Origin of the sequence: Atopobacter sp. AH10, from assembly GCF_003664595.1 — a bacterium.
Taxonomy (GTDB): domain Bacteria; phylum Bacillota; class Bacilli; order Lactobacillales; family Aerococcaceae; genus Atopobacter.
The window spans coordinates 39,309-64,658 of sequence record NZ_QXPZ01000032.1; the positions used below are offsets into that span (position 1 = coordinate 39,309).

The following is a 25,350-nucleotide window of genomic DNA, read 5'->3' on the forward strand; positions in this document are numbered from 1 at the left end:
ATCGTGGCCTCGAAAAATCTTACCTTGATCTTATTCATCTATTGCTCTTAAGGATTCCACAACAGGTAACAAGCCTGTTCCAAAACTTGCTTTAAAAAGAATATCGTCTCCAGCTTGTAGATCTTCTTTTAATAAGCGGATCAATGCAGAATGGTCATTTTCTATATAGCTGATCCGATTCTCTGGCCATGTTTCCACTAAAGCCTGACGGAGGTTATCCATTAATGGGCCAAAAAGGTAAACATGGTCAATTAATTCAGGATCCAATACTTTAGCCATATCCCGATGATATTGTGCCGCGCCTTCACCGAGTTCTCTCATATCTCCTAAGACAACCATCCGACGCCCTTTATGGTCATTTGCCTCAGTTTCTTGGAAGCCTTTTAAAATAGCAGTCATAGAGGTTGGACTAGCATTATAAGCATCGTTCAACAAATTAGCGCCATTAACTCCCTTGAGCCATTCATTTCTATTTTTGGTCAAATCAAAACCGGCCAATCCTTTACGAATCGCTTCAGTAGATAAATTCAAACACTTCCCTAGCAAAATAACGGCAGAGGCATTTGACACATTATGGCGTCCAAGGACCGGCAAGCTGAATTCTTCTCCATCCACGGTAAAACGCGTTTCATGCTTCTTCAATTGTATATTTTCTGCCCAAAGGCTTGCTTTTTCAACACTTGCCCCTTCTAAAGCGAAGGTGAGTTGCTTCAAACGGGATGGAATAAAAGGAGGAATTAAGGGCTCATTTGCAGGATAAATGATCGTCCCCTCTTCCATCGAATCGGTAATGCTCGCCTTTTCTTTAGCAATTCCTTCTCTAGTTTTCAGCTGCTCTATATGACTTTCCCCAATCAGGGTAATCACGGCAAAGTTGGGTTGAGCTATTTCTGTCAGAACGTGCATTTCGCCTGCTTCACTAGTGCCCATTTCAATCACTAAGACTTCTGTGTCTTCAGGCATATCTAAAATGGTTTGTGGCAAGCCGATTTCATTGTTGTAGTTTCCTTGTGTCTTATGAACTTTATAGCTGGTTCCTAGAACACTTGCGATCATATCTTTCGTCGTTGTTTTACCATTGCTGCCCGTAATACCGACTACGAGTGGATGAATTAATTGACGGTAATACCGCGCTAGATCTTGCATGGCCAATAATGTGTCATCCACAATTATCGAGCAAGCCCCTTCAGGAGCATCAGCTACTTTACGACTCCAGAAATAGGCACTCGCCCCATTCTTAATCGCTTCTTCAACATAATCATGCCCATCAGTCCGTCCCCCAATTAAAGGGACAAACAAACTTCCCGGACGGCATAAACGAGAATCAAAAGTAACATGATTAATCCAGTCAAAGCAATGGGCAGATTGATAATCAATCGCTTTAACTGCTTTCACAATTTGGTTGATCTGTAAAGCTTTCACTCTTTATTCACCTTCACTCACATCTGAACGTGTTTGGTGCAAGGCATTCTTTTGTTTGAAACGTTTGATCGCTAATTCAATCAAGTTTTCGATCAAGTCATGGTATTGCAAACCTGTCACTTCCCAAAGTTTTGGATACATTGAAAATTTCGTGAAACCAGGGAATGTGTTCACTTCATTGATATATATTTCATCATTAGCTGTTAGGAAGAAGTCGCAACGTGCTAAGCCTGATCCATCAATCACCTCAAAAGCTTCTTTGGCGTATTGGCGGATCTTTTGACTGATTTCTTCAGAAATAGGAGCAGGGATGATCAATTTAACATCGTTGTTAATATATTTTTCATCATAGTCATAGAAGCCTTTTTCTTTACCTAATTCCCCCACAACGGAAGTATGGATATCTTCATGACCTAAAACAGCACACTCTACTTCCCGAGCTTCGATCCCTAATTCAATGACAATACGGCTATCAAATTGGAAGGCCAAGTTAATGGCTGCCGTTAGTTCGTCACGATCATTTGCTTTAGAAATCCCCACTGAAGAACCTAAGTTAGCTGGTTTAACAAACATAGGGTAGACCAAACTACCTTCACACTTCCCATAAACAGAAGTTGGGTAATTATCCCATTCCCACTTAGTAATTGGCACAAAAGGCAATTGAGGTAAGCCAACTTGTTGGAAAAGGTACTTCGTCACAATCTTGTCCATCCCACAAGCACTAGCCAATACCCCACAGCCAACATAAGGAATACCTAAGACTTCAAGCAAGCCTTGAATAGTCCCATCTTCCCCATAAGGGCCATGTAAGCATGGAATAGCCACTGCATCCTCTTCTTGTAGAACAGCTGGAGAAACGACTTGGCCACGACCTTCTTTACTCAAAACCATTTCTTCTGAACTAGCAAATGGAGCCGTCCGTTCTTCCCCTTTAAACCAGGTTCCAGCTTGGTCAATAAAAATAGGAACCATCACGTGCCGTTCATAGTACAACTCGTTTTGAATAGAAAATGCAGAAAGGACAGAGATGTCTCGTTCTGCGCTTCGTCCACCGTAAATTAAGAAAATTTTCATACTTACTTCCCTCCAACTTATCTCCTACATCATCATTAATAAGGCGAGCGTATTTCTTCTACCGTCCAAGTTAGTCTTTGCCGATCATATTGCAAGAAGAACTCGGGGTCTCGGTCATGTGACAACTGTTGAAAATCTTCGGTAAAGAAAATTGGAACAGTCACTTTGCTCTTATCAGCTGTTAACTTGTTAAAGTCTAATAAGACACCTTCACGAAAAAGATCCGCAAATTGAGAAAAAACCTCTCTAGACATTAATGGAATCTCTTCTTCAGAAAAAGTAAATGGCCAAGGTCGTCGCACTAAACGACGAACTTCTGACACGACATACTCATTAACCAAGCTATTGAACTCTTCTGGTTGCCGTTGATAGATTTTGTAACAATCATCCGCTAAAACCAATAAAGTCCAATTATTCTGTAATTTGTAAAAAAATGGTGAGCGATACGGTTGCCCCACATGATTCATGTACAATATTTCAGAAATTTCCAAAGGGGTCAATTGTTCCAATAACTCTCGAGATTGGTAATCAATCCAACTAACCGGATGAATCTTTTTGCTCGCCACATCTTGAAGGAAGCTTTTCGTCGCTTCTACTGAGTCCAATATCGTAAACTTAGTGTAAGGGTCTATCACCCCTATGTTGCGAACTTTTTCCAGCAACATTATCTTTTGAGGAAGTAAGACTTCATGCTCTAACAATACATTGTGTAAAGGCAACCCTTTTACCAAAGTTTGGTGGCTTACCATATCATAATGTACGTATAGCGTTAACATTCGTCTCCCTCCTTTTAATTAATTTTACACCTATACCCTACAAGGAAGTCCTTCTTCCATGTAGATGAACTCTTCATATCAAGATGTCAACTCATATATTGTACCAAAAACTTATTGCTATCTAAAGATTTTTAAGAAAAAAGAGACAGGTCACTGTCTCTTCGCTACTAACAAAGGAAGCTCACCCACGAAGACTAGAGTCAACTTCTTTCACTGATTCCTTAGAATAAAAAAGTATATCCATCTAGGATTTTCTATCTTACATTTGTTCTAAACGCTTAATTCGGTTGGCTGTTGATGGGTGAGTGGAAAAGAGATGATCTCTTTCCTCTCCGCGCCCTTTCGCTCCAGGAAACATAATATACATCCCTTCAGAACCCGCTGGCACTTGTTGCATCGGTTCCGATTGAGAAATTTTCTTCAGAGCCGAAATCAACCCTTGAGGATTTCTTGTCAACTCCACAGCACTTGCATCCGCTAGATACTCACGGTTTCTAGAAATAGCCATTTGCATAATCGCTGTCATTAACGGAGTCAGTATGAGCAAGAGGATGGATAGGATTAAGACAATAGCTCCACCCCCATCTTCCCGATCATCTGATCTTCGTGACCGTCCTCCACCAAAATAAGCCATTCTTAAACTGAACTGACTGAGGAATCCAAGGACTGCCCCCAAAGCAACTGCCACTGTTTGTAACCTGATATCATAGTTTTTAATATGAGAAAATTCATGAGCGATAACCCCTTCTAATTCCTCACGATTCAAACGTTCGAGCAAGCCTGTTGTGACAGCAACAGCTGATTTTTCTGGAGACATACCAGTCGCAAAAGCATTTGGAGAAGGATCATTAATCACAAACATCCTTGGCATCGGTAGATGTGAAACAATGGCCATATCCGAGACGATATTATAGTACATAGGGAAATCGTCCTTTTCTTTTACTTCTCTTGCCCCATTCATCGCCATAACAATAGCTGTTGAGTTGGCCACCATTACTAGTGTATAGGCCAAGCCAGCAATGACCGCTAGAGCAATACCTGAAAGAGCGTTATCCATATACAGACGCCCTACTGCTCCACCTACTAATACAAAAAAGACCAAATACATGGCAACGACAGCAAATGTCTTCCGCTTATTCATAGCAATTTGTTGCCTAAACATGGTCTTCCCTCCTTCTCTCTTGACAACTTATTCCACTTCCTATTTTTACTAGACACAAAAATTCCTAAGCTAGAGAGGATAGCCTTTATATAACTATCCGAGTATACGCCTATAAAAGCCTATCGTCTCAAAGGATAAAGCTACTTGTGACTTAAAACTTAAAATTGTACTTTTGGCACTTGCCGTTCTGCTTCTTGTGCTTCCAATTGTTTTTCTTCTTTAAAATTAAATAGACTAGCAATCAGATTAGATGGCACTGTTTCCCGTTTAATATTGTATTCTGCTACGCTTGAATTGTACAATTGGCGAGAATAGGCAATCTTATTTTCTGTATTGGCTAATTCTTCTTGCAGACGTAAATAATTGGCATTTGCCTTCAAATCTGGATAGGATTCAGCCACAGCAAATAAACTCTTCAAACTGCTTGATAGTTGATTGGCTGCTGCCATAATTTGACTAGGATCAGCATCCCCTACACGTAACTCTTGAATTTGTTGACGTTGTGCAATCACCTTTTCAAGAGTTTCCGATTCATGCTTCGTATAGCCTTTTACAGTTTCGACTAGGTTAGGTATTAGATCATTACGTCTGATCAATTGCACATCAATTTGACTCCAGGCTTCCTTCACCCATTGCCGTAATTTAATCAAACGGTTGTATGCAGAAATCCCCCAAACAAGGGCCAAAAGAATAACGACTAGGATGACTAATTTAGTCGAAAAAAAGTTTGTCGCAACCATAGTGATTCCTCCTTTTTCATCTCTATGTTAAGATTAGTGTACCATAAGTAAGGAAAAATCTACTACTACTTAAGACCTACTTTACTTTTTCCTCTCACTTTTTTAACTTTTCAGCTGAAAGGAGTAGCCATGTTAGAATTTATCGATTTATCCAGCCTCTATTCTCACAATTGGCTTGTCACAAACGAGCCCACACGAGATGGATTAGATGGAGTAGAATGGGCCCATCTTCTACCAACATCCAAGGCTAAACTGGCTCTAAAAGAGCTACAAAAGCTTCACCCAAATGTTCCAAATAACTATACTGTTCTCGGATGCGATCAACCAAAATATTTCCTTGCTGATCCAAAAGGAGCTATCCTTTATATTGATGCCGAAACTGAACAATGGTTAAAATTATCCGATTCTCTACAAGATCTAAATGAGAAGCGACAAGTCCTTTTAGATCCTCCAAACGACAGTCTAGACTATTCCTTCAGTCAACTCCATCATCGCTTAGCTTTTTGCCCAGAAAATCAAATAGAAGCTTGGTTAGATCATTTACGTGAAAAAGAGCTCCCTGATACTAGCTTGCTTTTATTTACAGATCTCTTACGACGCAAGACAACTAGCCCTTCCCGTGCTCAAGCCCTATATGCCGAATATGAATTCTTAAACGATTTTTTCTCTAAGCAAATAACCTCAGTCAACAGGCAAAAGTTCCTTTCTGCTTGGTCTACAAGGTCAAGCCATTAATCGCAGTAAACTTGCCCATTCAGCTCAAAAGTCCAACTTAAAGCGATATTCTAAAATAGATCTATCGCCTATAAGTTGGACTTTCCCATTTATTCTCTTTTTTATTTCACCGTGTTATTAGCTATTTCAAAAGCTTTTTTCATTTCTGGGCTTGCCTTAGTCATTGACACTTTCTTGACATATGTTCCTTGAGCGATTTCCCGCTTAGACCCGTCAATATTACATGTAATCAAGGTCACTTGTTTAGCTCCATTAGGATCGTCTTCAATCAAATCCGTCCGAGTCGGTTCTACTTCCATTAAGTTTTCCGTTTTGTAGACATAAATATACTGCAAATCCGTTAGATAAATCAAATCACCCTTCTGTAAGTGTATCAGAGGAGTAAATAATAAAGACTCATCTTTCATCCGATGACTGGCTAAGGGATAATTGCCCTTCCCCATTTCTTGTTCTGGACGAAGGGTTCCAGCTCCTGATATCAACTGAGCATTTTCAACCCCTTTATAGATTGGAAGATTTAGCTTCACAGCTGGTATAGCTATCCCTCCAATAACTGGTAGAGGCTTTCCCTTCAACGAATTCTTTATCACTCCAGTAGCATCTACATTTTCGACAGTAGAAAAGTCAAAGTTTGCCACCTTATTTTTGTTTTCTTTCAGGTCTTTGGCTGTTAGGTGACTAAGCGCGTATTTATTTTGGTTTCTACCAATTAAATAATACTTAATCGGTTGTGCGGCTAACATAGCCAACCCGGCCACTATTAACAAGAAACTGATCACATTAATGCATTTATTCCACGTATTATTTTTCCCTCTTCTGCGTCGAGCGCTTCTAGATGGAAGTCGATTATTTCTACTGGTCATTTGGTCACCCCATCTCTGAAGTAAAAGCATTCACTCTATCAGTATAGGCAATCAAATACAGAATGTAAAGGACTCCACAGTGAACGAGCTGTTCAAGATTTTCTTTCCTTTACCCTTTTTCTATCAAAAAAATTTGCTTAAGTCAGCGTATAAAAAAAGGACATCTACTGATGCCCCTTGGTCTGTGGTTATCCCCACTAATCGCCCAATTATTTGTTGGAATCGGTAAAACCGTACTTCTTGTTGAAGCGGTCCACACGTCCATCTGCTTGAGTGAATTTTTGACGTCCCGTATAGAATGGATGGGAGTCTGACGAAATTTCAACACGAATCAATGGATAAGTGTTGCCGTCTTCCCATTCAACTGTTTCGCTAGACCCTTTAGTAGAACCAGACAAGAATTTATATCCGGTTGATGAGTCCATGAAGACAACGGGATGGTAATCTGGATGGATGTCTTTTTTCATGTGTCTTCTCTCCTTTGCCCTAGTCTATTTGCTAAACTAGAGTTGATCTCTCTAGCGTAATCAACAATGTTGATGATACCATGTGTTTCCTAGAATAGCAAGACTTGTCATCACTTTTTATCGACTTCTTTTTCAATCAAAGAAGGAGAACGCTTATTCTTCCTCTACATCGATCATTTCAATATCCGCTCCAATACCGCGAAGTTTTTCCACGATATGCGAATAACCCCTCAAAATATGGTCAATATTGGAAATATAGGTAGTTCCTTCTGCCATCAACCCAGCAATAATTAAGCAAGCTCCCGCCCGCAAATCACTGGCAGCTACTTCTGCGCCAGAAAGTTTAATCGGGCCATCGACAAGAATCATATCGTCCTCTACACGCATTTTTGCCCCCATTCGAACTAATTCTGGGACATGGTTCACCCGTTTAGGATAGATCGTATCGACAATAGTACCCGATCCCTTCGCTTTCAACAATAGCGGTGTTAGAGGTTGTTGCAAGTCCGTAGCAAAGCCTGGATAAGGTAAGGTTTTAATATTCACCATTTTCAAATCATGACTTGGTCCCACATAGATAGCATCTTCAGAAATATCCATATGAACGCCCATTTCGTTCATCTTAGCTATTAAGCCATCTAAATGTTCAAAAATGACATTTCTGACCGTTACGCCTTCTCCCATTGCTGCTGCAAGAGAAAGAAATGTTCCAGCCTCTATCCTGTCTGGAATAATCATGTGATTACAGCCGTGAAGCTCCTCCACCCCATCAATTCGAATCACAGAAGTCCCAGCCCCTCTAATTTGCGCCCCCATTTTATTGAGCAAAGTCACCAAATCAATAATTTCAGGTTCACGAGCAGCATTTTCAATTACAGTTCGCCCTTTTGCTTTAACACTCGCTAGAATAGCATTAACAGTAGCCCCTATAGAGACGATATCCATATAGATTTTGGTTCCAGTCAATCCTTCTTTAGGAGCCTTCAGAGCAATCGCTCCATTATCATTATCTACTTTTGCTCCCAAGGCTTCAAAGGCTTTGATGTGTTGATCAATTGGACGTGGCCCTAAAAAGCAACCTCCAGGCATACCAATAACGCCTTCCCCAAATTTACTTAAGGTCGCCCCCATAAAGTAATAAGAGGCTCGCATACTTTTAATTTTCCCCTCTGGCATTGGAATAGACTGCATGAGACGAGGATCAATGGTCAATCGACCCTCTTTAAATTCAGTTGCCACATGAAAGTCCGCCAAAATATCCAAGAGTGTGTGGACATCTTCAATATCCGGTACACCTTCTAAAACAACTGGACTATCCGCTAAAATAGCCGCTGGAATAAGGGCAACGGTCGAATTTTTCGCTCCACTTACCACAATTTCTCCAGAAAGTGGCTTCCCGCCTCGAATAACAAATTTTTGCATAAATATCTCCTTCATCGAGCTCTTTACTTTATTCATTAAGGGTCTCCAATCATTATAAAAGACCGTTTCAAAAGTCTGCACGTCGCACAAAAAAAAGAAAGGCAGACGGCAATATCTTGCCCTTATTTTACCATATTCTTCGAATAGATAAAGACTAAGTGCTTCCTTGTAAAAATGAAAGCACAGCAGAAAACACGATCTATACTGGACTGTATCTCTAAATTCATCCAAAACTTTCATATATTATTTTAAAAGATAGCCACGTTCAATCCAGTCATTTCCTTATTGAATCGCTAGCGATGAGTCCACCTAGCCACATGTTCGTCTTTCAAGCTCATAACTTCAACTAAAAAAAGCAGGCCGAAGCCTGCTTTTGGTCGTTTCTTTACGCTTTGTCTTTGCAGCCAAACAATTCGATGATTTCTTTTGTCTTAGCTACCATTGCATCTTTACCTGGTTTGATGACTTTACGTGGATCATAAACTTCAGCGTCAGATGATAATTTTTCGCGAACAGCTTTAGTCCAAACTTGTTGCAATTCTGTGTTCACATTGATCTTCGCATGACCACATTCAATAGCTTTCTTGATTTGGTAATCAGGAATACCAGAACCCCCGTGAAGAACTAATGGAGAATGAGTTGCATTTGAAATAGCTACCATTTCGTCAAAACCTAAAACTGGTTCACCAATGTAAGTTCCGTGAACAGAACCTAGAGCAGCAGCTAAGGCGTCGATACCTGCTTCAGATACCATGCGTTTGCATTCTTCAAGATCAGCGTATTGAACCCCACCAGTTACGCCATCTTCAGTACCACCAACAGTACCAACTTCAGCTTCTACAGAGCAACCACGAGCGTGAGCGTACTCTACAACTTCCTTAGTCTTAGCGATGTTTTCATCGATTGGGAAATGTGAATGGTCGTACATTACAGATGTGAAACCAGCATCGATATATTCTTTACAACCTTCTACGCTTGAACCATGATCTAAATGCAAAGCAACTGGAACAGTGATATCCATTGATTCCACCAAAGCATCTACCATATCGTGAACCACTTTAGGGCCACCCATGTATTTACCAGCGCCTTCAGAAACCCCTAAAATTACTGGAGCGTTGCTTTCTTGAGCAGCTTGTAAAATAGCTTGAGTCCATTCCAAGTTGTTAATGTTAAAATGGCCTACTGCATATTTCCCTTCTCTAGCTTTTGTTAACATGTCAGTCATAGAAACTAAGCGTGTCATTCAATTTCCTCCTAAAAAGTATGTTGTGCAATTTTGCGCCCTTATTATAACAGAAGTCATCCATTTATTAAAGCACGAAGCCAGTAAAATCCTTGAGATACCGCTTACTTTCTAAATTTTGTCCCCTTCACTTATCCCTAACTACTTGTAGATCAATACTTGCCTATCTGACCTTGCCAATCTTCCTATAATAAATGTTCTAAGCTAGTCTAGCTAAGCTTTCTTCCTTAAGCATCTACTAATGGTCTTCTTTAAACGGCCTGATCAAGTTTTTCACCCGTAAGCTAGCCCACTTCTCCTCTAGCCTACTCTTTAGAATTTCCCTCGTCATCTTCTGAAGACGAGATAATTTCATAAATCACATAAATCTCCCAATCAGATATTTTAATTCGATAAAACTGTTCTAATTCAAATAAAATACTTTTTATGTTCGGATAAAACATCTTGTCATTGATGTAGACTTGATCCAATGGAAGGGGTACCTCATAATCCTCAGCCCCCAAAATGGTCCGTTCAACCAAAACGGCAGTATGCATAATGAGGACATATTTAATTTGACTGTTGAGTGTATAGTTAAAACGCATCTCAAATTTATTAATCACATTCTCAACTTGGGTAATAATGATATCTGGATTCAAGAATTCCAAGCGATCGCTGAGGCCTTCTTTAGAGAAAAAGTAGATTAACTCATTTAATAAGTCTAATCTCGAATGGATTGGCACCAAGGATTTAAATTGCTCTAGATACGAAAAGTCTTGTCGATGTTGCATTATTTCCGTCAGATTAATCACTTTGATATTCCCTGGAACATTCATAGGTGTAGTGGTAATAATTGCCACCGTAGAAGAAAAATAATTTTGGTTTTCATGATGTCGGTTGAGGATATCCACTAATTCTGTATAATCCATTTCAATGAGTTTGATATCCGTCTGAATATATTTCTTCAATAACTGACTGATACTGGCATTAATTTCAGGCCCGGATATGCTGGTAATAATCACATTAGGCTGATTATCAAAACCTTCAAAATATTGAATATCTGTGGATGAATTCTTCTTAAAATGCTCAATCAAGTTATTAAAAGGTTCCTTATTCAAAATCAACTGCCCTATTTCTAAAGCATAGGCTGTCGTTAAATTATTAACAACTAATAGTTCACCATTAATTTGTGGTTTCAAAGCCTTATAGATTTGAGTCAAGGAACCCATATCTACAATCATGATGACACCTTTTTCCGTATCTCGTTCAATCAACCACTCTTTTACTTCTTCTATAATATCTTCTGGAGAAGAATCTAGTGGGACATTGATGGCATCAAAAATGTACTGATGTAACATACGGTTGGCAACACTCTGAATACTGGTAGCCGTAGATTCCCCATGAGCAACCAAAAGAGCATTATATTCTATACGTTCATCTACCTCTCCCGCGAGCACCAGCATCAAACAAGTTAGCTGATAGGGGGAGGGTTTACCTGGCAATAATTGATAAGCTAAGGACTCTGCACGTGGGAAATATTCTCTGATTTCTCCTAAAAGGTAGTCATATAAGCCAGCTGTTTCTGGGTGAACATACCACAAGAGCATTAATTCATAAAAAAGCAAATCATCTTTGGGATAAGCGCCCAGCATCCGGCAAAAGCGTTCTTTGATCGCTTTTATTTCCTTCCGATATAAGACTGCCAAATACTCTCCTGAAAAAAGCTCCCGAAAACGATGAGCAAAGCTATGAATAGCTACTCGCATATCTGTCATCGCTGTACTTGTCAAAATCCTCTCCAGATCTTCTTTAGCCACTTGAATATGCTGAGTCGATTGAACAAGCGTCTGGTTTACATCCACCCATTTCACCTGATCACTGCGCTCAGCTAAGGTAATTTTCAACAAAGAGTCATTGGGGTCTGCCTGCCGCAAAGCTTGAGCACAAACAATTTTTATTTCATTACTGAGTGTCCCAATATTCCCTGTATACTGTTGGTTGACCAATTTATCTAAAAGACTTTCATCAATCATTATGGCCTTTTGAATACGTTCCGCTTCTTTTTTAAATAAAGCAGATACCAAAGTAATTCGCTCATATCGTGGCCGATCATGAAAATCCTTCAAGTCAACCACTAGGGGAATCCGCCGATAAAAAGTTGGTAAAAGGACTTTTTTTGGATCCTCAGTCGTAGCTAAAATAAGTCTCGCCCTTGAATGCGTCAGATGATTTTCTTCTCCTAACCGTCTAAAATAACCCTTGTCTAAAAACTGAAAGAGTTTTTCTTGATTTTCCATTGATAGGCGATGCACTTCATCCAAAAAAAGAATGCCATTATTCGCCTTTTCAATAAGACCTGCTTTGTCCATGTTAGCTCCAGTAAAAGCTCCCTTGACATAGCCAAACAAGACAGAAGATAGGAGTTCAGGATTATTCGCATAATCCGCGCAATTAAAGACAATCAAATTCTCTGAACAAGCTAGGCCTTCTTCCTTTAAATAAGTTGCAATGACATGCGCTAGGTAACTTTTCCCCACCCCGCTATTTCCATGCAGTAAAAGAGGTAAGCCAATTGGAGGATAAGACAAGACTGCCTTAATTTCTTCAATTTGATCAGAAAAACTTGCTTCCGCTCCAATAAATTGATCGAAAGCCTGACTAGTTTCTTTGCTTTTACCTTGTAAGCCCAACTCTTTATCCGCCTCTTTCTCTAAAGGCGCTATCCCTTTATCCTGATGCATCAGCCAATACACCGGACGGGTATTCGTTTTTTCAATTAAACCGTCTCTTTCCAATTCATTGAGGTATAAGCTTGTAACAGAACGACTTCTATCGATAGCCTGACTCAAGTCGGAGGTAGTCAGAGATTTATCTGCACTCTCTATCAAATCGACCAAGATCTTTTTCAAATCTTTACTCACAACGCTTCCTCCTCATCCAAAAAGGCCCACATTAAGAAATGTGGGTCTCCCATCTTATACCACACCAAGCAAGCCTAGAACAACACCTAAGCCAATGATTCCTACCATGATCCAGTTGATGCTAACGTTCTTATATTTTACCAAATAAAAAGTTAAAAGGGTAACACTAAGAGGTACCAAGCCAATCAAGAGTTGATCCAAATAAGTTTGAATCATAATTGGATCCTTGCTCCCTTTTACAGCGACTTGTAGGGCTGTTTTAAACTTGACATTAGAAGCCGTCATCGATCCAACCATCAACAAACCGAGCATACTAGAAACCTTGGTCACAATATTCATCATACCACTTTCATAAATTTGACGAATAAAGTTATCCCCCAAGGAATAGCCTGCAACTAAGGCATAGTAATGCACAATCATAGCCGGAATGTTATAGAGAAGCAAGAAAACCAAGGCCCCTAATGGAGAACCAGAACTTGCTAAGGAGATCCCTATCCCTGCAGCAATAACCCGAAGAATCCCCCAGAAGAAAGAATCTCCAATACCTGAAATAGGTCCCATCATAGAGGCTTTCACAGCGGTAATGGTGTTCGCATCAAAAGTCTCATCTTCACTATTTGAGCGTTCCATAGCCGCAACAATCCCCATGATCAAATTATTCAAGTGCAAGGTAGCATTAAACCATGTGGTATGACGAACCAAAGCTTCTCTTTTTTCTTCATCTGTTTTGTAAAAACGATTGATGACGGGTAAAAGAGTGTACATTACCCCTAAGGCATGGTATTGAGTCGCACCTGTCCTAGAAATATTCATCGTATAGGATCTCCAGAACATGGAACGCAACATTTTTTTATCATCTTTTGTTAAATCAGCTGTCATCTTCATGCGAAAAAGTCCTCCTCTTCATCCGTTTGACTGTCATGACCAGCACTAACTGGACCAGCTTTCATCAATTCAACGAGTTCAGCATCACGCATACCTACTGCAACACACAAGACGATCCCCAAGCAAGCAACAGCTACAGCCGGCAGATTGAGATAAGCAGTTAAGATAAAACCGAGTAGATAGTAAATAGCTAAACGGTTATCCCACAATAATTTCATCAACATAGCAAAACCAACAGCAGGTAGTAAGCCCCCTGCACAATTCAAGCCATTCATTAATACTTTTGGAATATTGTTCACTAAAGTATTAACAGGTCCTGACCCAGCTAGAACCCCAATAAAGGAGATAGCCGCAATAATAGCGTAATAAATAATCCATGAGCCATAGTGCAAGGCAACAATTTTCTTTTCTGATCCTTCTCTGGCGTACTTATCCAAAACAGGTGCGAAAATATTCATAAAGACGTTCTTCATAAACATAACGACAATAGCGGATAACATCCCAATTGGAATGGCCAAAGTTATCGCAGCTTGTTGATCCACATGGGAAATAATGACAAAAGTCGTTGCCAGTACAGTAGCAGTGACTGGTTCCGCTGCAATTACCCCACCAATATTGACATTTCCAAGGAAAACAGCTTCTAAAGCTGCCCCCATCAAAATTCCTGATTTCATGTCCCCCATCAAGAGACCAGTGACTAATCCGACAACTAAAGGGCGCTCCATCATGCTTTGCCCTGTTAAATAATTCCCAGCAAAGCAGAAAAATACGGAAATGAAGGCCATTGTTGCATAAAACAGCATAAATCTTCCTCCAATCAACTGATTAATTAATAGCGTCTAAAGCTTCTTTCAAATCTTTGCGACCATTACTTGGTAAAACTTGGTTATAGGCATTGATATGTTCGAGATTGGCCAATTCTTTGGCTGCTTGAAGTTCAACTGGATTCAATTGAACACTAGAGAATAACTTCAATTTTTCTTTTGGATCTGAGTTGTCAAAACGTCCAGCATTAGCGACATTGACCGTCTCTAAAGATGGGACAGCCTTAGCGATTTTCAAAGCATCCGACACACTGTTCACAATAACAAAAATCCGTTTGTCTTTTCCTCGTGGGTCATTAAATACTTTAATGGCATCCTCAACATTTCTAATCAAGAGTTTGCAACCAGATGGGACAGCCATCTTTAAAGTCATTTGTGTCACTTCGTTATTAGCGGCATCATCATTAGCTACAACTAATAAGGGAGAGTTCAACTCCTTTGTCCATACAACAGCAACCTGACCATGAATCAAACGGTCGTCTACACGAATTTGCGTAATCATTAGAAAACATCCTTTCTCCTATTGGCTTCTTTATTCCTTTACTTTCCTAATCAAAGAAATCGTCTGTCGTTTCTTCTTTTGCCTCGAGTTCCACTAAACAAACTTGAGATTCCTCTAGCAAGCCTTGTATCGCTTCTTTTGTCAGATTACCCGTCATCACTATAGAAAGAATAACGGCTAAATTAGCATTTGAAACAACGCTTACCTGTTCTTGTTTGCCCGCATCAAGCACTTGGCGAACAACTCTTTGATTCACACTCCCTCCATAAAGGTCCGTAAAAATAACCGCTCGATCATCCGCTTGTAGACTTTTCAGAAAATCCTGAATAATTGCGGTATAATCAGAATCATCTACATAAGCATCAATGGTCTTAATTTCGTCACCTTTATTTGCTAAAGTATGAATAGAACTTTTAATGCCACTTGCCATCTTTCCGTGCGAAGCGACTAAGAACTTATTTGCCATCTTTTTTCCCCCTTCAGCTATATACATGCAAGTCGCGTGCCAACTTAAGCCTATCAACTTAACGATTTTTTCCAGCTAGTGTTTAAACACTAGTTGTAGGCTAAACACTAGAGAAAGGATGTTCCCATGTGCCCTTAAAAACTAAGCAAAAACTTCAACAAAAGCAGCAATTAAAATTATCAGCAGATCTCACTCAAGCCATTGAATTGCTTCAATACAACGTGATGGATCTCAAAGATTTCTTAACAGATAAATCCTTGGACAACCCCTTCCTTCAAGTAGAAAATACCCACTTTTTAGAGAGTTCTTACGATTCTTCTTATTTAAGCGACCAGCATCAGGCAATGATTCAAAATATTCCTGACAAGGGCTTTACCACTTTAAAAAGCTATTTAACTCAGCAAGCAAAACTGAATTATAGAGACACTCCTATCCGTGACAAAGTTTTTTTCCTCATCGATCAATTAGATGATTCAGGTCGCCTTCACTTCGATATTAAAGCTTACTGCTCACAAGAAAGGGAAGACCCCACGCTTTACCAAGATGCCCTAGCTCTCCTACAAGAATTGGATCCAGCTGGAGTAGGCGCAAAAGATTTAAAAGAATGCCTTGAACTTCAAATAAATCGAGACCCTTACGCCCCCAAAAGCGCACTTACCCTCTTATCCCTTCCCAGCGAGCAATTACAAAAAGACCATCTGATAAAGATTACCGAAAACACTGGCTTAGAGTTAGAAGAAGTTCAAAGCGCCCTTTCCTATCTTCAACAACTAGATCCCTATCCCGGTCATCAAATACAAAAAGAGGCCACCCAATTCACCTACCCTGATCTGACTATTCACGTTCAGGGTAATACATTAGAATGGCAAATCAACCAAGATATTCTACCTAAAATAAAATTTGATCTCACTAGTTTCAATCAGATCAAGCAGGCTTGCGATCAAGATACTCTCGTCTATTTAAACAAACAGGCTAAAGATTTCGATTGGCTCATACAAGCTCTCTCTAAAAGAGAAGCTACCCTAGGCCGTTTAGCCCAAGCCTTAATCCATTTCCAAGCCCCCTTCTTTCTCAAGCAGCAAAGTTATCCCTTGGGCCTTAATATGAAAGATTTAGCTAACTATATAGACGTTCATGAATCGACCGTTTCTCGTATTGTTCAAGGTAAATATTTGCAATTTAACGGTCGCAATTTCCCCTTAAAATATTTCTTCCCTCAAAAGTTGGCTCATACAGAAGGCGTCTCTATTGACGAGGTAAAAGCAATGATTAAAGATCTCATTACAAAAGAAAACCCTCATTTCCCCCTATCTGACCAAGCTATTTCAGATATCTTAAAAGATGAAGGACTCCCTGTCGCAAGAAGAACGGTCGCTAAATACCGTAAATCTTTGAACTATCCGTCTGCTAGCCACCGCAAAGCTCTTGACTAAAGATCTACTTTCATCTGCCTCCAACCCAGCAAAGCCCCATCCTTTATAAGACGGGGCTTTTTAGACTTTTTTTCTTCGCTCAAAAGAATCTTCCTCAATGCTTTCTTCTCATCTCTTTTAGTCTACTAGATGCAAGGAGCATATTAAAAACCTCGTCCATCATTATGGACGAGGTTTTTAAATATTTTGCTTATTTTTGTTCTTTTGCTTCCAAACTAGCCCCAACAAAACCTTCAAATAATTTATGCGGACGGTTTGGACGTGATAAGAATTCTGGATGGAATTGGCTAGCAATAAAGAATGGATGATTAGGCAATTCAACAATTTCCACCAAGCGTTTGTCTGGAGACAAACCAGAGAAGCTTAGACCTTTATTGGCTAACAATTCACGGTAGTCGTTATTAAATTCATAACGGTGACGGTGACGTTCATGGATAATATCTTCGCCATATAAACGATGGGCTAAAGAATTTTCTGCCAAATGACATGGATACAAGCCTAAGCGCAAGGTACCACCTTTTTGATCCACATCCAATTGATCGTTCATCAAGTCGATGATATTGTGCTTAGCCCGTGGATTTTCTTCCGCAGAATCTGCACCTTCCAATCCAGCTACATGACGAGCAAATTCGATACAAGCCAGTTGCATCCCCAAGCAAATGCCCAAGAAAGGAATATTGTTCTCACGAGCATATTGAATAGCAGCAATCTTTCCTTCGATACCACGATGGCCAAAACCACCCGGCACCAAGATCCCATCTGCATCATGAAGAATCTCATCTGCATTTTCACTTGTCACATCTTCTGCTGCAACCCATTTTAAATCAATAGAAGAACTGTAGGTATAACCAGCATGGTGAAGAGCTTCTACAACTGAAATATAGGCATCAGGTAATTGCACATATTTCCCAACAATAGCAATCTTCACTGTTTTTTGAAGGTTCATTACCCTTTGCTCTAACGCTTTCCATTCAGTCATGTCTGCTTCTGGTAAGTCTGTCAAACCAAAGTGCTTGCAAACAAAGTCATCCATCCCTTGTTCTTGTAAAGCTAATGGAATAGTGTAAAGCGTTTCAACGTCACGAGATTCAATGACAGCCTTTTTATCCACATCACAGAATAAAGCTAGTTTTTCTCGCATAGATTCCGTTAGAGGCTTTTCAGTTCGCACAACTAAAAGATTAGGTTGAATTCCCATACTACGTAATTCTTTCACACTATGTTGGGTTGGTTTAGTTTTCATTTCACCAGCCGCTTTTAAGTAAGGAATAAGCGTCGTATGAATATAACATACATTTTCCGGTCCAACTTCTGAACGCATTTGGCGCAAAGCTTCCACAAATGGTAGAGATTCTATATCTCCTACAGTACCGCCAACTTCCGTGATCACCACATCGCTATCTGTCGTTTCCCCAGCACGCATAATTTTCGCTTTGATCGCATCAGTGATATGAGGAATAACTTGGACAGTCGCCCCTAGATAGTCCCCACGACGTTCTTTCTTTAAAACTTCAGAGTAAATTTTCCCTGTTGTCACATTAGAATATTGATTCAAATGAATATCGATAAAACGTTCATAGTGCCCTAAGTCCAAGTCTGTTTCTGTTCCATCATCTGTCACAAAAACTTCCCCATGCTGATAAGGGCTCATTGTCCCTGGATCGACGTTGATATATGGGTCAAATTTTTGGATCGTTACTTTTAAACCACGATTCTTCAATAAGCGACCTAAAGATGAAGCTATGATCCCTTTACCAATCGAAGACACCACACCACCTGTTACAAAAATATATTTGGTCATATCGCCATTCTCCTTTGCTTTTGATTCGGGTGGACCATTGAACCAGCCGTTTTTATCCTTTTTGAAAAGCCAAGAAACCCCTTGACCTTCCATTAAAAAAATCCCCCATCCGCTAAGATTGAGGGATTGCATCGACTTCTCCCAATTATGGGAGCCCAACAATTATATTACCGTCTCACTCCCGTTAGGTCAAGTACGAAAACTTGGAATTATTCCTCTTCTTCGTCTTCGTCTTCTAATTGGTCGTCTTCAATAATTGTTAGATGGCCATCTATTTCTTCATCTTCTACTTCAGAATCATCAAATTCACTAAGATCTGACTTGTAGGCCTTTAATTCATCTGCTTCTTCTTCACTGTCCTCGTCATCAGATGAATCGATTGGCCCTTGATCGTCATCGTCCAAATCTTCTTCATCATCGTCATCGTAGTCAAGATCTTCATCATCGTCATCGCTATAGTCAATCGCATCATCATCGTCATTAAAGGCATTGAATTTCTTCTTGTTCTTCTTCCGACGTTTCTTCTTCAATTCATCATCATCTATCGAAGAGACGATTTCTTCATCAATCGCATCAATCGCATACCAAGAACGCAAACCCCAGCGATTTTCCCCTAAAGAAATAAAGGCACCATCAGTATTCAAAGTCGTATAGAAACGAGCCATTTCCTTTTCTAATTGTTCATCGGATAAATGAAGATAATCGCCTACAATAGCTAGCAAATCATTAAAGTCTACTACAGCATTTTTCTCTTTTAAATAGGCGTGTGCGACTTCGATCATGGACATTTCTGACCGTTCTTCAATAGATAGTTCGTCTAATTTCATTCCCTGCACGTCCTTTCCCATTAGCTCTAAGTGTAACTATTATAGCAAGCAAATGCAAGCAAGTGAACAGGCTTCACTCGCTTATCTTTCTTGCCTTTCCCCAAAAATAAGGAGGCACTCTTTAAGCGCCCCCTATTTTATCAAAACTTTTCCTACTTGAGTAGTCTAAAGAATGGAATTTCTCATCGCTCTAGCTCTTAAACACAGAAAGTACTGATCATCTACCTGATCATTCAACGACTTATCCTTCATTCTACCATCACTCTATCGCCTAAAAGCAACAAGCTTATTCCATATTCATTCACTTTATAGGCTCACCATTACTCTACTGTAACACTCTTGGCTAGATTACGTGGTTGATCCACATTATAGCCTTTTTCAAGAGCTGTATAATAAGCAATCAATTGGCCTACCACAACACTTAAGAAAGGTCTCAAACGCATTGGAACTGCATCCACAACAACTGTATCGCCCTCTAAAGCTAAATCACTAGAGCTAATGGTCAAGCTTCTGCCACCTCTTGCTCGAACTTCCTCCAAGTTCGACCGCGTTTGTTTGGCTAAATGAGCTTGTGTCACTATAGCAATGACCGGTGTTCCATCTTCTATTAAGGCAATCGTCCCATGTTTCAGTTCACCTGCTGCAAAACTTTCCACTTGCAGGTAAGAAATCTCTTTCAACTTCAACGCATTTTCCATCGCTGTTAAGTAGTCCAAGCCACGTCCGATATAAAAGGCATTCCGTGTATCAAGTAAGTTTTCTTTCACCACATCTCGAATGGCTTCTTTTTGACTTAGGAGCCGTTCCATCGCTACTTCAACTTGTTTCAACCCTTTTAATAAGTCGGGGAGCTCCCCTTTCAATGCATAAACGAGATAAGCCATCACAGCCAATTGAGCAATATAGGCCTTAGTAGAGGCTACCGCCACTTCACGACCTGCTAATAATGGTAAACTATAACTTGCTTCACGAGCCAGGGTAGATCCCTTCACATTAGTGATCGTTAAGGACGGATAGCCCGCAGCCTTCACCTTCACCAAGGCATGTCGACTATCTGCTGTTTCCCCACTTTGGGACAAGAAGATAAAGAACGGCTTTTGACTAATTACCGGCATTTCATAAGTGAATTCACTAGCAATATGAGCTTCTACCCGCTTATTTAAAATTTGTTCGAACCATCTCTTAGCCAAACAGGAAGCATGGTAACTCGTCCCACTAGCAACCATGTAGATAGTCTCTGCCTTTTCTAATTCTTTCAAAACTTGAGGCAAGTCCTCCAAACCTTCTTGGTAAAGAGAAGTAATATGTCTCAAAACACTTGGTTGTTCTTCAATTTCTTTTAACATGTAGTAAGGGTACAGCCCCTTGTCCAAATCAGAATCTTCCTCATCAAAGCGTTGCATTTCACGTTCAACTACTTCACCTGATAAATTCTCAATTCGCACATCATCAGCGGTCAAAATAGCTAAATCCCCGTCTTGGATCAAGAGATAGGCTTTAGTCACAGAAATTCCAGCCATAGCATCGGAACAAATAATATGTCCCTCATCAGCCACACCTACTAAAAGGGGACTCTTTTCTTTAGCTGCATACAAGCGTTCTGGGTGTTTTCGGTCTATAATCCCCAAGGCGTAGGACCCTTCTAGAAGTCTTAAGGCTTTTCTTAAACCCTCTAACTCATCTTCTTTATTGTCACTTACAAAACGGTCAATTAAATTCGCCACAACTTCTGTATCTGTATCAGAAAGAAACTCTACATCTGATAGATAACGTTCCTTCAACTCTTTGTAGTTATCAATCACTCCATTGTGGACAATAGCAAATCTTCCTGAAGCAGACAAATGAGGATGAGCATTCTCCGTATTTGCTGGTCCGTGCGTTGCCCAACGTGTATGGCCAATCCCACTAACTGCTTCCACACTTTGGTCCACTAAAGGAATTAAGTTAGCAATTTTCCCTGCTACCTTAGTGACATGGATATCCCCTAGCTTGTCCATTAAGGCAATACCAGCAGAGTCATATCCCCTGTATTCCAAGCGTTGCAATCCCTTCAACAAATACTTTGCAATAGCTATATTTCCAATAGCTCCGACAATTCCACACATGCGAATCGCTCCTTTATTCAATTTTTCGATTCGCTTCTGGTGCCAAAACGGCCTCTGTTGCCTTCTTACAAAGGTTTTTCTTCCGTTTCTGTAGAGTGCACACCCTGGAGTCATCCGCCGAATTTTCGATAAACTCCATCCTCGTCCCCCAGGCTATCTATCCTGGGTCTGGCGCTATTCCTTAAAAAATTATCCTCCCTATTTACAGTTTTTCAGAAGCTATTTTACTATACAACAGGATGGAAAGGCTGTCAAATTTCTCCTATTAGACCTTCTGTCTCAAGAAAAAAAGAGCCCCCATTAGGAGCTCTTTCCCATCCTTATGCTTCTTTTAAAAATTAGGCTTTTTCTCGAACAACAGCTGCAATAGCCTCTGCATATCGATCGCAGTCCTCGTGAGTTTTGGCTTCTACCATCACACGAACCAATGATTCCGTCCCACTAGGGCGAACCAAGACTCTTCCTTCCCCATTCATCGCTTCTTCTGTTTGCTTTATAATGTCAGCAACTTCAGGAATATCCATCACATGATTTTTATCCTTAACTGGGATATTCACCAAGGTTTGTGGGAAAACTTCCATAACCTCAGCAAGTTCAGATAATTTCTTACCAGTCTTCTTCATCACATTCAAGAGTTGAATCCCTGTCAACAAGCCATCTCCTGTTGTATTCAAATCCATAAAGATAATATGACCAGACTGTTCACCACCGAGATTATAACCAAATTCTCTCATTTTTTCAGACACATAGCGATCCCCTACTTGAGTCTTTTCAAGCCGGAGTCCTAGCTTATCTGCTGCTTTGAACATTCCTAGGTTACTCATAACAGTCGTTACAATCGTATCTTCTTTCAAACGACCATATTCTTTGAGATAACGCCCACAAATGAGCATCATTTTGTCCCCATCAATAATGTTCCCTTTTTCGTCTACAGCAATACACCGATCTCCATCACCATCAAAAGCCAAGCCAACATCTGCCCCAGACTCTACAACAAACTCGGCTAATTTTTCAGGGTGAGTTGACCCTACACCATCGTTAATATTGATCCCATTTGGCTTATCCCCTAAAAGATCAAAATCCGTATTCAAATCAGCGAATATTCTTGTCAAAATAGCCGTTGTCGCACCATTCGCACCGTCTAGGCACACATGTAATCCGGAAAGATCATCCGCAATAGACGAACGTAAGAATTGAGAGTACTTTAACGCCCCCTCTAAATATTCGTCCACTGTCCCTAAACCTTCAGCGGAAGGTCGAGGTAAATCGTCCACTTCTTGATCTAAGAGAGCTTCAATTTCAGCTTCTGTTTCATCTGAAAGTTTGAAGCCATTAGCTGCAAAAAATTTAATTCCATTGTCTTGAGCCGGGTTGTGGGATGCAGAAATCATTACCCCTGCTACTGCACCTTGAGCCCGTGTGAGGTATGCCACACCTGGAGTTGGTAAAACGCCCAATTGCATGACTTCAATCCCAACAGACATCAAGCCAGCCACTAGAGCATATTCTAATAATTGCCCTGATATACGTGTATCTCTAGCCACCAAAACTTGTGGCTTTTCTTCCGTTGAATGTTTTGAAAGAACATAACCTCCACAACGACCTAACTTGAAAGCAAGTTCTGGCGTTAACTCTTTATTAGCTACACCGCGAACTCCATCCGTTCCAAAATACTTACCCATAATAGTCTCCTTTATTCTTTTTTGTCTTAATAGACGTTCAGGCCTTAATGCCTTGAAGGGTTTTTATTCTCTTTATCCACATTTTTACTAGTTGTCCCACCTGTTGTAGATGAGTCATCTTCCGTTTTATCTACACTTTGATCTTGTCCATTTCGTTCACGTATCTTAACGGTTACTTCAACTTGTTCCACTGAAGCAGCAATAATCCGTTTCGGAAGCGTGAGCAAGGCATGCACTTTCATCCCATCTTCAAGATTTGCCACATCAATTGGGACTGAAATTTCTGAAATTGTTTTTAAAACATCTTTTTCCCCTGTAATAGTTACCATGTCAGGTTTCACTTCATAGCTGTAGTCCATATCTCTTTGTTCATTAGAGGCAGCTACCACTATCGGTACTTGCTTCTTTGTGATATCAGCATCTTCGTTCAATTTCCCTGTCACAGATTTTGGTTCCACGGTCACAGCAACCGTCTCACCATTCTTGTCAAAAGCTAATAGATCAATTTCACTGGCTTGACCTTTATGACGATTCACATCATAGAAGCCCCGCACTTCTTGAATAGATTCTACAGCAGACTTTCCTCCTATTACCCGAACTGTTTCTTTCGATAGTTTCATATCGTCAGTAATCGCTCTTCCATCTGGCGTGTAGATCACTACTTTAAACGTTTTTTCTTCCAGTGGTTCAATATGAATTGTCACCTGTTTAGGGGATACACGACTTTGAACATCGGCAGGCAAGCCTTGCGTTTTCAAATCAATCGTATGATCTCCTTCGCCCAGCCGATCCAAATTAGGCGTAACTACCTTAAAATTACGATTCGTTGTCGCTAATTTCACCGAGGAAGTGGGGCCTTCAAGCAAAACACTTGTTTCACTAGGCAGTCCTGTCACCACAAAACGTTTCGCGCTTAAATTTGCTTCTACTGGAACATGTTCGACTACCTGTTGAGATTGTACATTAATAGATTGTTGGTGTCTATTGCCAATAGAATCCACATAACTGAACAAAAGCAAGGTCATGGCAAAAGAAATAACGACAAGAAAAGCTCGATTATTGAACCATTTATTCATCGTTTTTCCCTCCTAAGCGATAATTATCGAGAAGATCCCAGATGTTCCAACTATCCGTCTCTTTATCATCTGAGGACAAAAAGCCTTCTAACATGCGTTTACATTCGCTTTCGTCTAAATCTCGAAAAATACGCCCATTATGTGTGATAGATACTGAGCCCGTTTCCTCGGATGCCACAATAGTCACCGCATCTGTAACCTCACTCAATCCGATCGCCGCCCGATGTCTGGTTCCTAATTCTTTTGGGATCAAAGAACTTTCTGACAAGGGTAAGTAACTCGCCGCCGTTGCGATGCGGTAATCTTTTATGATGACAGCTCCATCGTGAAGAGGCGTATTGGGAATAAAAGTATTGATCAAAAGTTGACTCGATACAGTCGCATCTAGGCGAATCCCTGTGTCAATATATTCTTCCAAAGGGCTATCCACTTCGATAGAAATCAAGGCTCCTATCCTACGTTTAGCCATGTAATAAGTCGCTTCTATTAACTCATTAATTAGCCGTTCACTCGGACGTTCACGCTTGGACTTACCTACAAAAATAGAGGAACGTCCAATATGATCCAATCCTCGACGAATTTCTGGTTGGAAGACCACAATCAGCCCAATAATCCCCCATTGAATTACCATATTAATTAAAAAGTCCAAGGTATGTAGGCCGATAAAATAAGACAAAGCCTTGATCGCTAAAAGGACAATAATCCCTTTGACTAAGTTAATCGCCCGTGTCCCTCTAATAATAAATAAAATCTTATAGATGAGGTACCAGACAACGCCCAAATCAATTAGCTGAATCAGGGTTCGCCATGATAAGAGTGTATTCCAATCGAAATTAAACGACATACCACTCACTTCCTTTCCTTCTCTACCAGTATAGCATAATATAACCTGAATTCCCTGACTCATAACCATAAACACCACCTATCACCGAGGTGGTGTTATTT

22 protein-coding genes are annotated in these 25,350 nt (G+C 40.2%); 2 read left to right on the plus strand and 20 right to left on the minus strand.

Features of this window, described 5'->3' with window-relative positions; translation table 11 throughout:
- Positions 1 to 30: 30 nt before the first annotated feature.
- The 5 genes from murF to D3H64_RS07405 form a co-directional block, all read right to left on the minus strand.
- Positions 31 to 1,422 carry a UDP-N-acetylmuramoyl-tripeptide--D-alanyl-D-alanine ligase gene (murF, locus tag D3H64_RS07385; protein WP_121565609.1) on the minus strand — a complete coding sequence of 464 codons (1,392 nt, stop codon included), beginning with the start codon at positions 1,420 to 1,422 and terminating at the stop codon, positions 31 to 33.
- A 3-nt stretch (positions 1,423 to 1,425) separates the two neighbouring features.
- Positions 1,426 to 2,496 (minus strand): D-alanine--D-alanine ligase family protein, encoded by a 1,071-nt coding sequence (locus tag D3H64_RS07390; RefSeq protein ID WP_121565610.1) that lies wholly within the window; start codon positions 2,494 to 2,496, stop codon positions 1,426 to 1,428.
- A 35-nt stretch (positions 2,497 to 2,531) separates the two neighbouring features.
- Positions 2,532 to 3,272 (minus strand): hypothetical protein, encoded by a 741-nt coding sequence (locus D3H64_RS07395; RefSeq protein ID WP_121565611.1) that lies wholly within the window; start codon positions 3,270 to 3,272, stop codon positions 2,532 to 2,534.
- Positions 3,273 to 3,531: 259 nt separating this feature from the next.
- Positions 3,532 to 4,434 carry a zinc metalloprotease HtpX gene (gene htpX / locus D3H64_RS07400; protein ID WP_121565612.1) on the minus strand — a complete coding sequence of 301 codons (903 nt, stop codon included), beginning with the start codon at positions 4,432 to 4,434 and terminating at the stop codon, positions 3,532 to 3,534.
- Between the two features lie 158 nt (positions 4,435 to 4,592).
- Entirely contained in the window at positions 4,593 to 5,174 is a 582-nt protein-coding gene (locus D3H64_RS07405) for a LemA family protein (RefSeq protein ID WP_121565613.1), read from the minus strand.
- Between the two features lie 129 nt (positions 5,175 to 5,303).
- Here D3H64_RS07405 and D3H64_RS07410 point away from each other — a divergent pair, with 129 nt between their 5' ends.
- Positions 5,304 to 5,909 carry a hypothetical protein gene (locus tag D3H64_RS07410; protein ID WP_121565614.1) on the plus strand — a complete coding sequence of 202 codons (606 nt, stop codon included), beginning with the start codon at positions 5,304 to 5,306 and terminating at the stop codon, positions 5,907 to 5,909.
- Between the two features lie 101 nt (positions 5,910 to 6,010).
- On the opposite strand, the gene D3H64_RS07415 is transcribed toward D3H64_RS07410, so the two are convergent.
- The 9 genes from D3H64_RS07415 to D3H64_RS07455 all read right to left on the minus strand — a co-directional run bounded on the left by D3H64_RS07415 (position 6,011) and on the right by D3H64_RS07455 (position 15,481).
- On the minus strand, positions 6,011 to 6,772 hold the full coding sequence (locus D3H64_RS07415) for a class A sortase (RefSeq protein ID WP_233554917.1): 762 nt from the start codon (positions 6,770 to 6,772) through the stop codon (positions 6,011 to 6,013).
- A gap of 209 nt (positions 6,773 to 6,981) precedes the next feature.
- The gene (locus tag D3H64_RS07420; protein WP_121565615.1) at positions 6,982 to 7,239 is read right to left on the minus strand and encodes a type B 50S ribosomal protein L31; all 258 of its coding nucleotides are present in this window, start codon (positions 7,237 to 7,239) and stop codon (positions 6,982 to 6,984) included.
- 153 nt (positions 7,240 to 7,392) lie between these two features.
- The gene (locus D3H64_RS07425; protein ID WP_121565616.1) at positions 7,393 to 8,661 is read right to left on the minus strand and encodes a UDP-N-acetylglucosamine 1-carboxyvinyltransferase; all 1,269 of its coding nucleotides are present in this window, start codon (positions 8,659 to 8,661) and stop codon (positions 7,393 to 7,395) included.
- Positions 8,662 to 9,046: 385 nt separating this feature from the next.
- Positions 9,047 to 9,904 (minus strand): class II fructose-1,6-bisphosphate aldolase, encoded by an 858-nt coding sequence (gene fba, locus D3H64_RS07430; RefSeq protein WP_121565617.1) that lies wholly within the window; start codon positions 9,902 to 9,904, stop codon positions 9,047 to 9,049.
- A 305-nt stretch (positions 9,905 to 10,209) separates the two neighbouring features.
- Positions 10,210 to 12,804 (minus strand): sigma 54-interacting transcriptional regulator, encoded by a 2,595-nt coding sequence (locus D3H64_RS07435; RefSeq protein WP_121565618.1) that lies wholly within the window; start codon positions 12,802 to 12,804, stop codon positions 10,210 to 10,212.
- Positions 12,805 to 12,858: 54 nt separating this feature from the next.
- The gene (locus D3H64_RS07440; RefSeq protein WP_121565619.1) at positions 12,859 to 13,689 is read right to left on the minus strand and encodes a PTS system mannose/fructose/sorbose family transporter subunit IID; all 831 of its coding nucleotides are present in this window, start codon (positions 13,687 to 13,689) and stop codon (positions 12,859 to 12,861) included.
- A complete protein-coding gene (locus D3H64_RS07445; protein ID WP_121565620.1) occupies positions 13,686 to 14,492 on the minus strand; it encodes a PTS mannose/fructose/sorbose/N-acetylgalactosamine transporter subunit IIC in 807 nt (268 codons plus the stop codon). The genes D3H64_RS07440 and D3H64_RS07445 overlap by 4 nt, the downstream gene beginning before the upstream one ends.
- Positions 14,493 to 14,514: 22 nt before the next feature.
- Entirely contained in the window at positions 14,515 to 15,015 is a 501-nt protein-coding gene (locus tag D3H64_RS07450) for a PTS sugar transporter subunit IIB (protein WP_121565621.1), read from the minus strand.
- A gap of 46 nt (positions 15,016 to 15,061) precedes the next feature.
- The gene (locus D3H64_RS07455) at positions 15,062 to 15,481 is read right to left on the minus strand and encodes a PTS sugar transporter subunit IIA (protein ID WP_121565622.1); all 420 of its coding nucleotides are present in this window, start codon (positions 15,479 to 15,481) and stop codon (positions 15,062 to 15,064) included.
- A 128-nt stretch (positions 15,482 to 15,609) separates the two neighbouring features.
- Between D3H64_RS07455 and rpoN the strand changes: the two genes are divergently transcribed.
- Complete coding sequence (gene rpoN, locus D3H64_RS07460; protein WP_121565623.1) at positions 15,610 to 16,914, plus strand: RNA polymerase factor sigma-54; 1,305 nt, start codon at positions 15,610 to 15,612, stop codon at positions 16,912 to 16,914.
- Positions 16,915 to 17,104: 190 nt separating this feature from the next.
- On the opposite strand, the gene D3H64_RS07465 is transcribed toward rpoN, so the two are convergent.
- The 6 genes from D3H64_RS07465 to cdaA form a co-directional block, all read right to left on the minus strand.
- On the minus strand, positions 17,105 to 18,715 hold the full coding sequence (locus D3H64_RS07465; RefSeq protein ID WP_121565634.1) for a CTP synthase: 1,611 nt from the start codon (positions 18,713 to 18,715) through the stop codon (positions 17,105 to 17,107).
- Between the two features lie 209 nt (positions 18,716 to 18,924).
- Entirely contained in the window at positions 18,925 to 19,542 is a 618-nt protein-coding gene (gene rpoE, locus D3H64_RS07470; RefSeq protein ID WP_121565624.1) for a DNA-directed RNA polymerase subunit delta, read from the minus strand.
- Between the two features lie 320 nt (positions 19,543 to 19,862).
- Positions 19,863 to 21,647 (minus strand): glutamine--fructose-6-phosphate transaminase (isomerizing), encoded by a 1,785-nt coding sequence (gene glmS / locus D3H64_RS07475; RefSeq protein ID WP_121565625.1) that lies wholly within the window; start codon positions 21,645 to 21,647, stop codon positions 19,863 to 19,865.
- A gap of 338 nt (positions 21,648 to 21,985) precedes the next feature.
- On the minus strand, positions 21,986 to 23,329 hold the full coding sequence (gene glmM, locus D3H64_RS07480; protein WP_121565626.1) for a phosphoglucosamine mutase: 1,344 nt from the start codon (positions 23,327 to 23,329) through the stop codon (positions 21,986 to 21,988).
- A gap of 44 nt (positions 23,330 to 23,373) precedes the next feature.
- Positions 23,374 to 24,405, minus strand: a complete 1,032-nt coding sequence (locus tag D3H64_RS07485) for a YbbR-like domain-containing protein (RefSeq protein WP_121565627.1) — start codon at positions 24,403 to 24,405, stop codon at positions 23,374 to 23,376.
- Complete coding sequence (cdaA, locus tag D3H64_RS07490; RefSeq protein WP_121565628.1) at positions 24,398 to 25,249, minus strand: diadenylate cyclase CdaA; 852 nt, start codon at positions 25,247 to 25,249, stop codon at positions 24,398 to 24,400. The genes D3H64_RS07485 and cdaA overlap by 8 nt, the downstream gene beginning before the upstream one ends.
- Between the last annotated feature and the right edge of the window lie 101 nt (positions 25,250 to 25,350).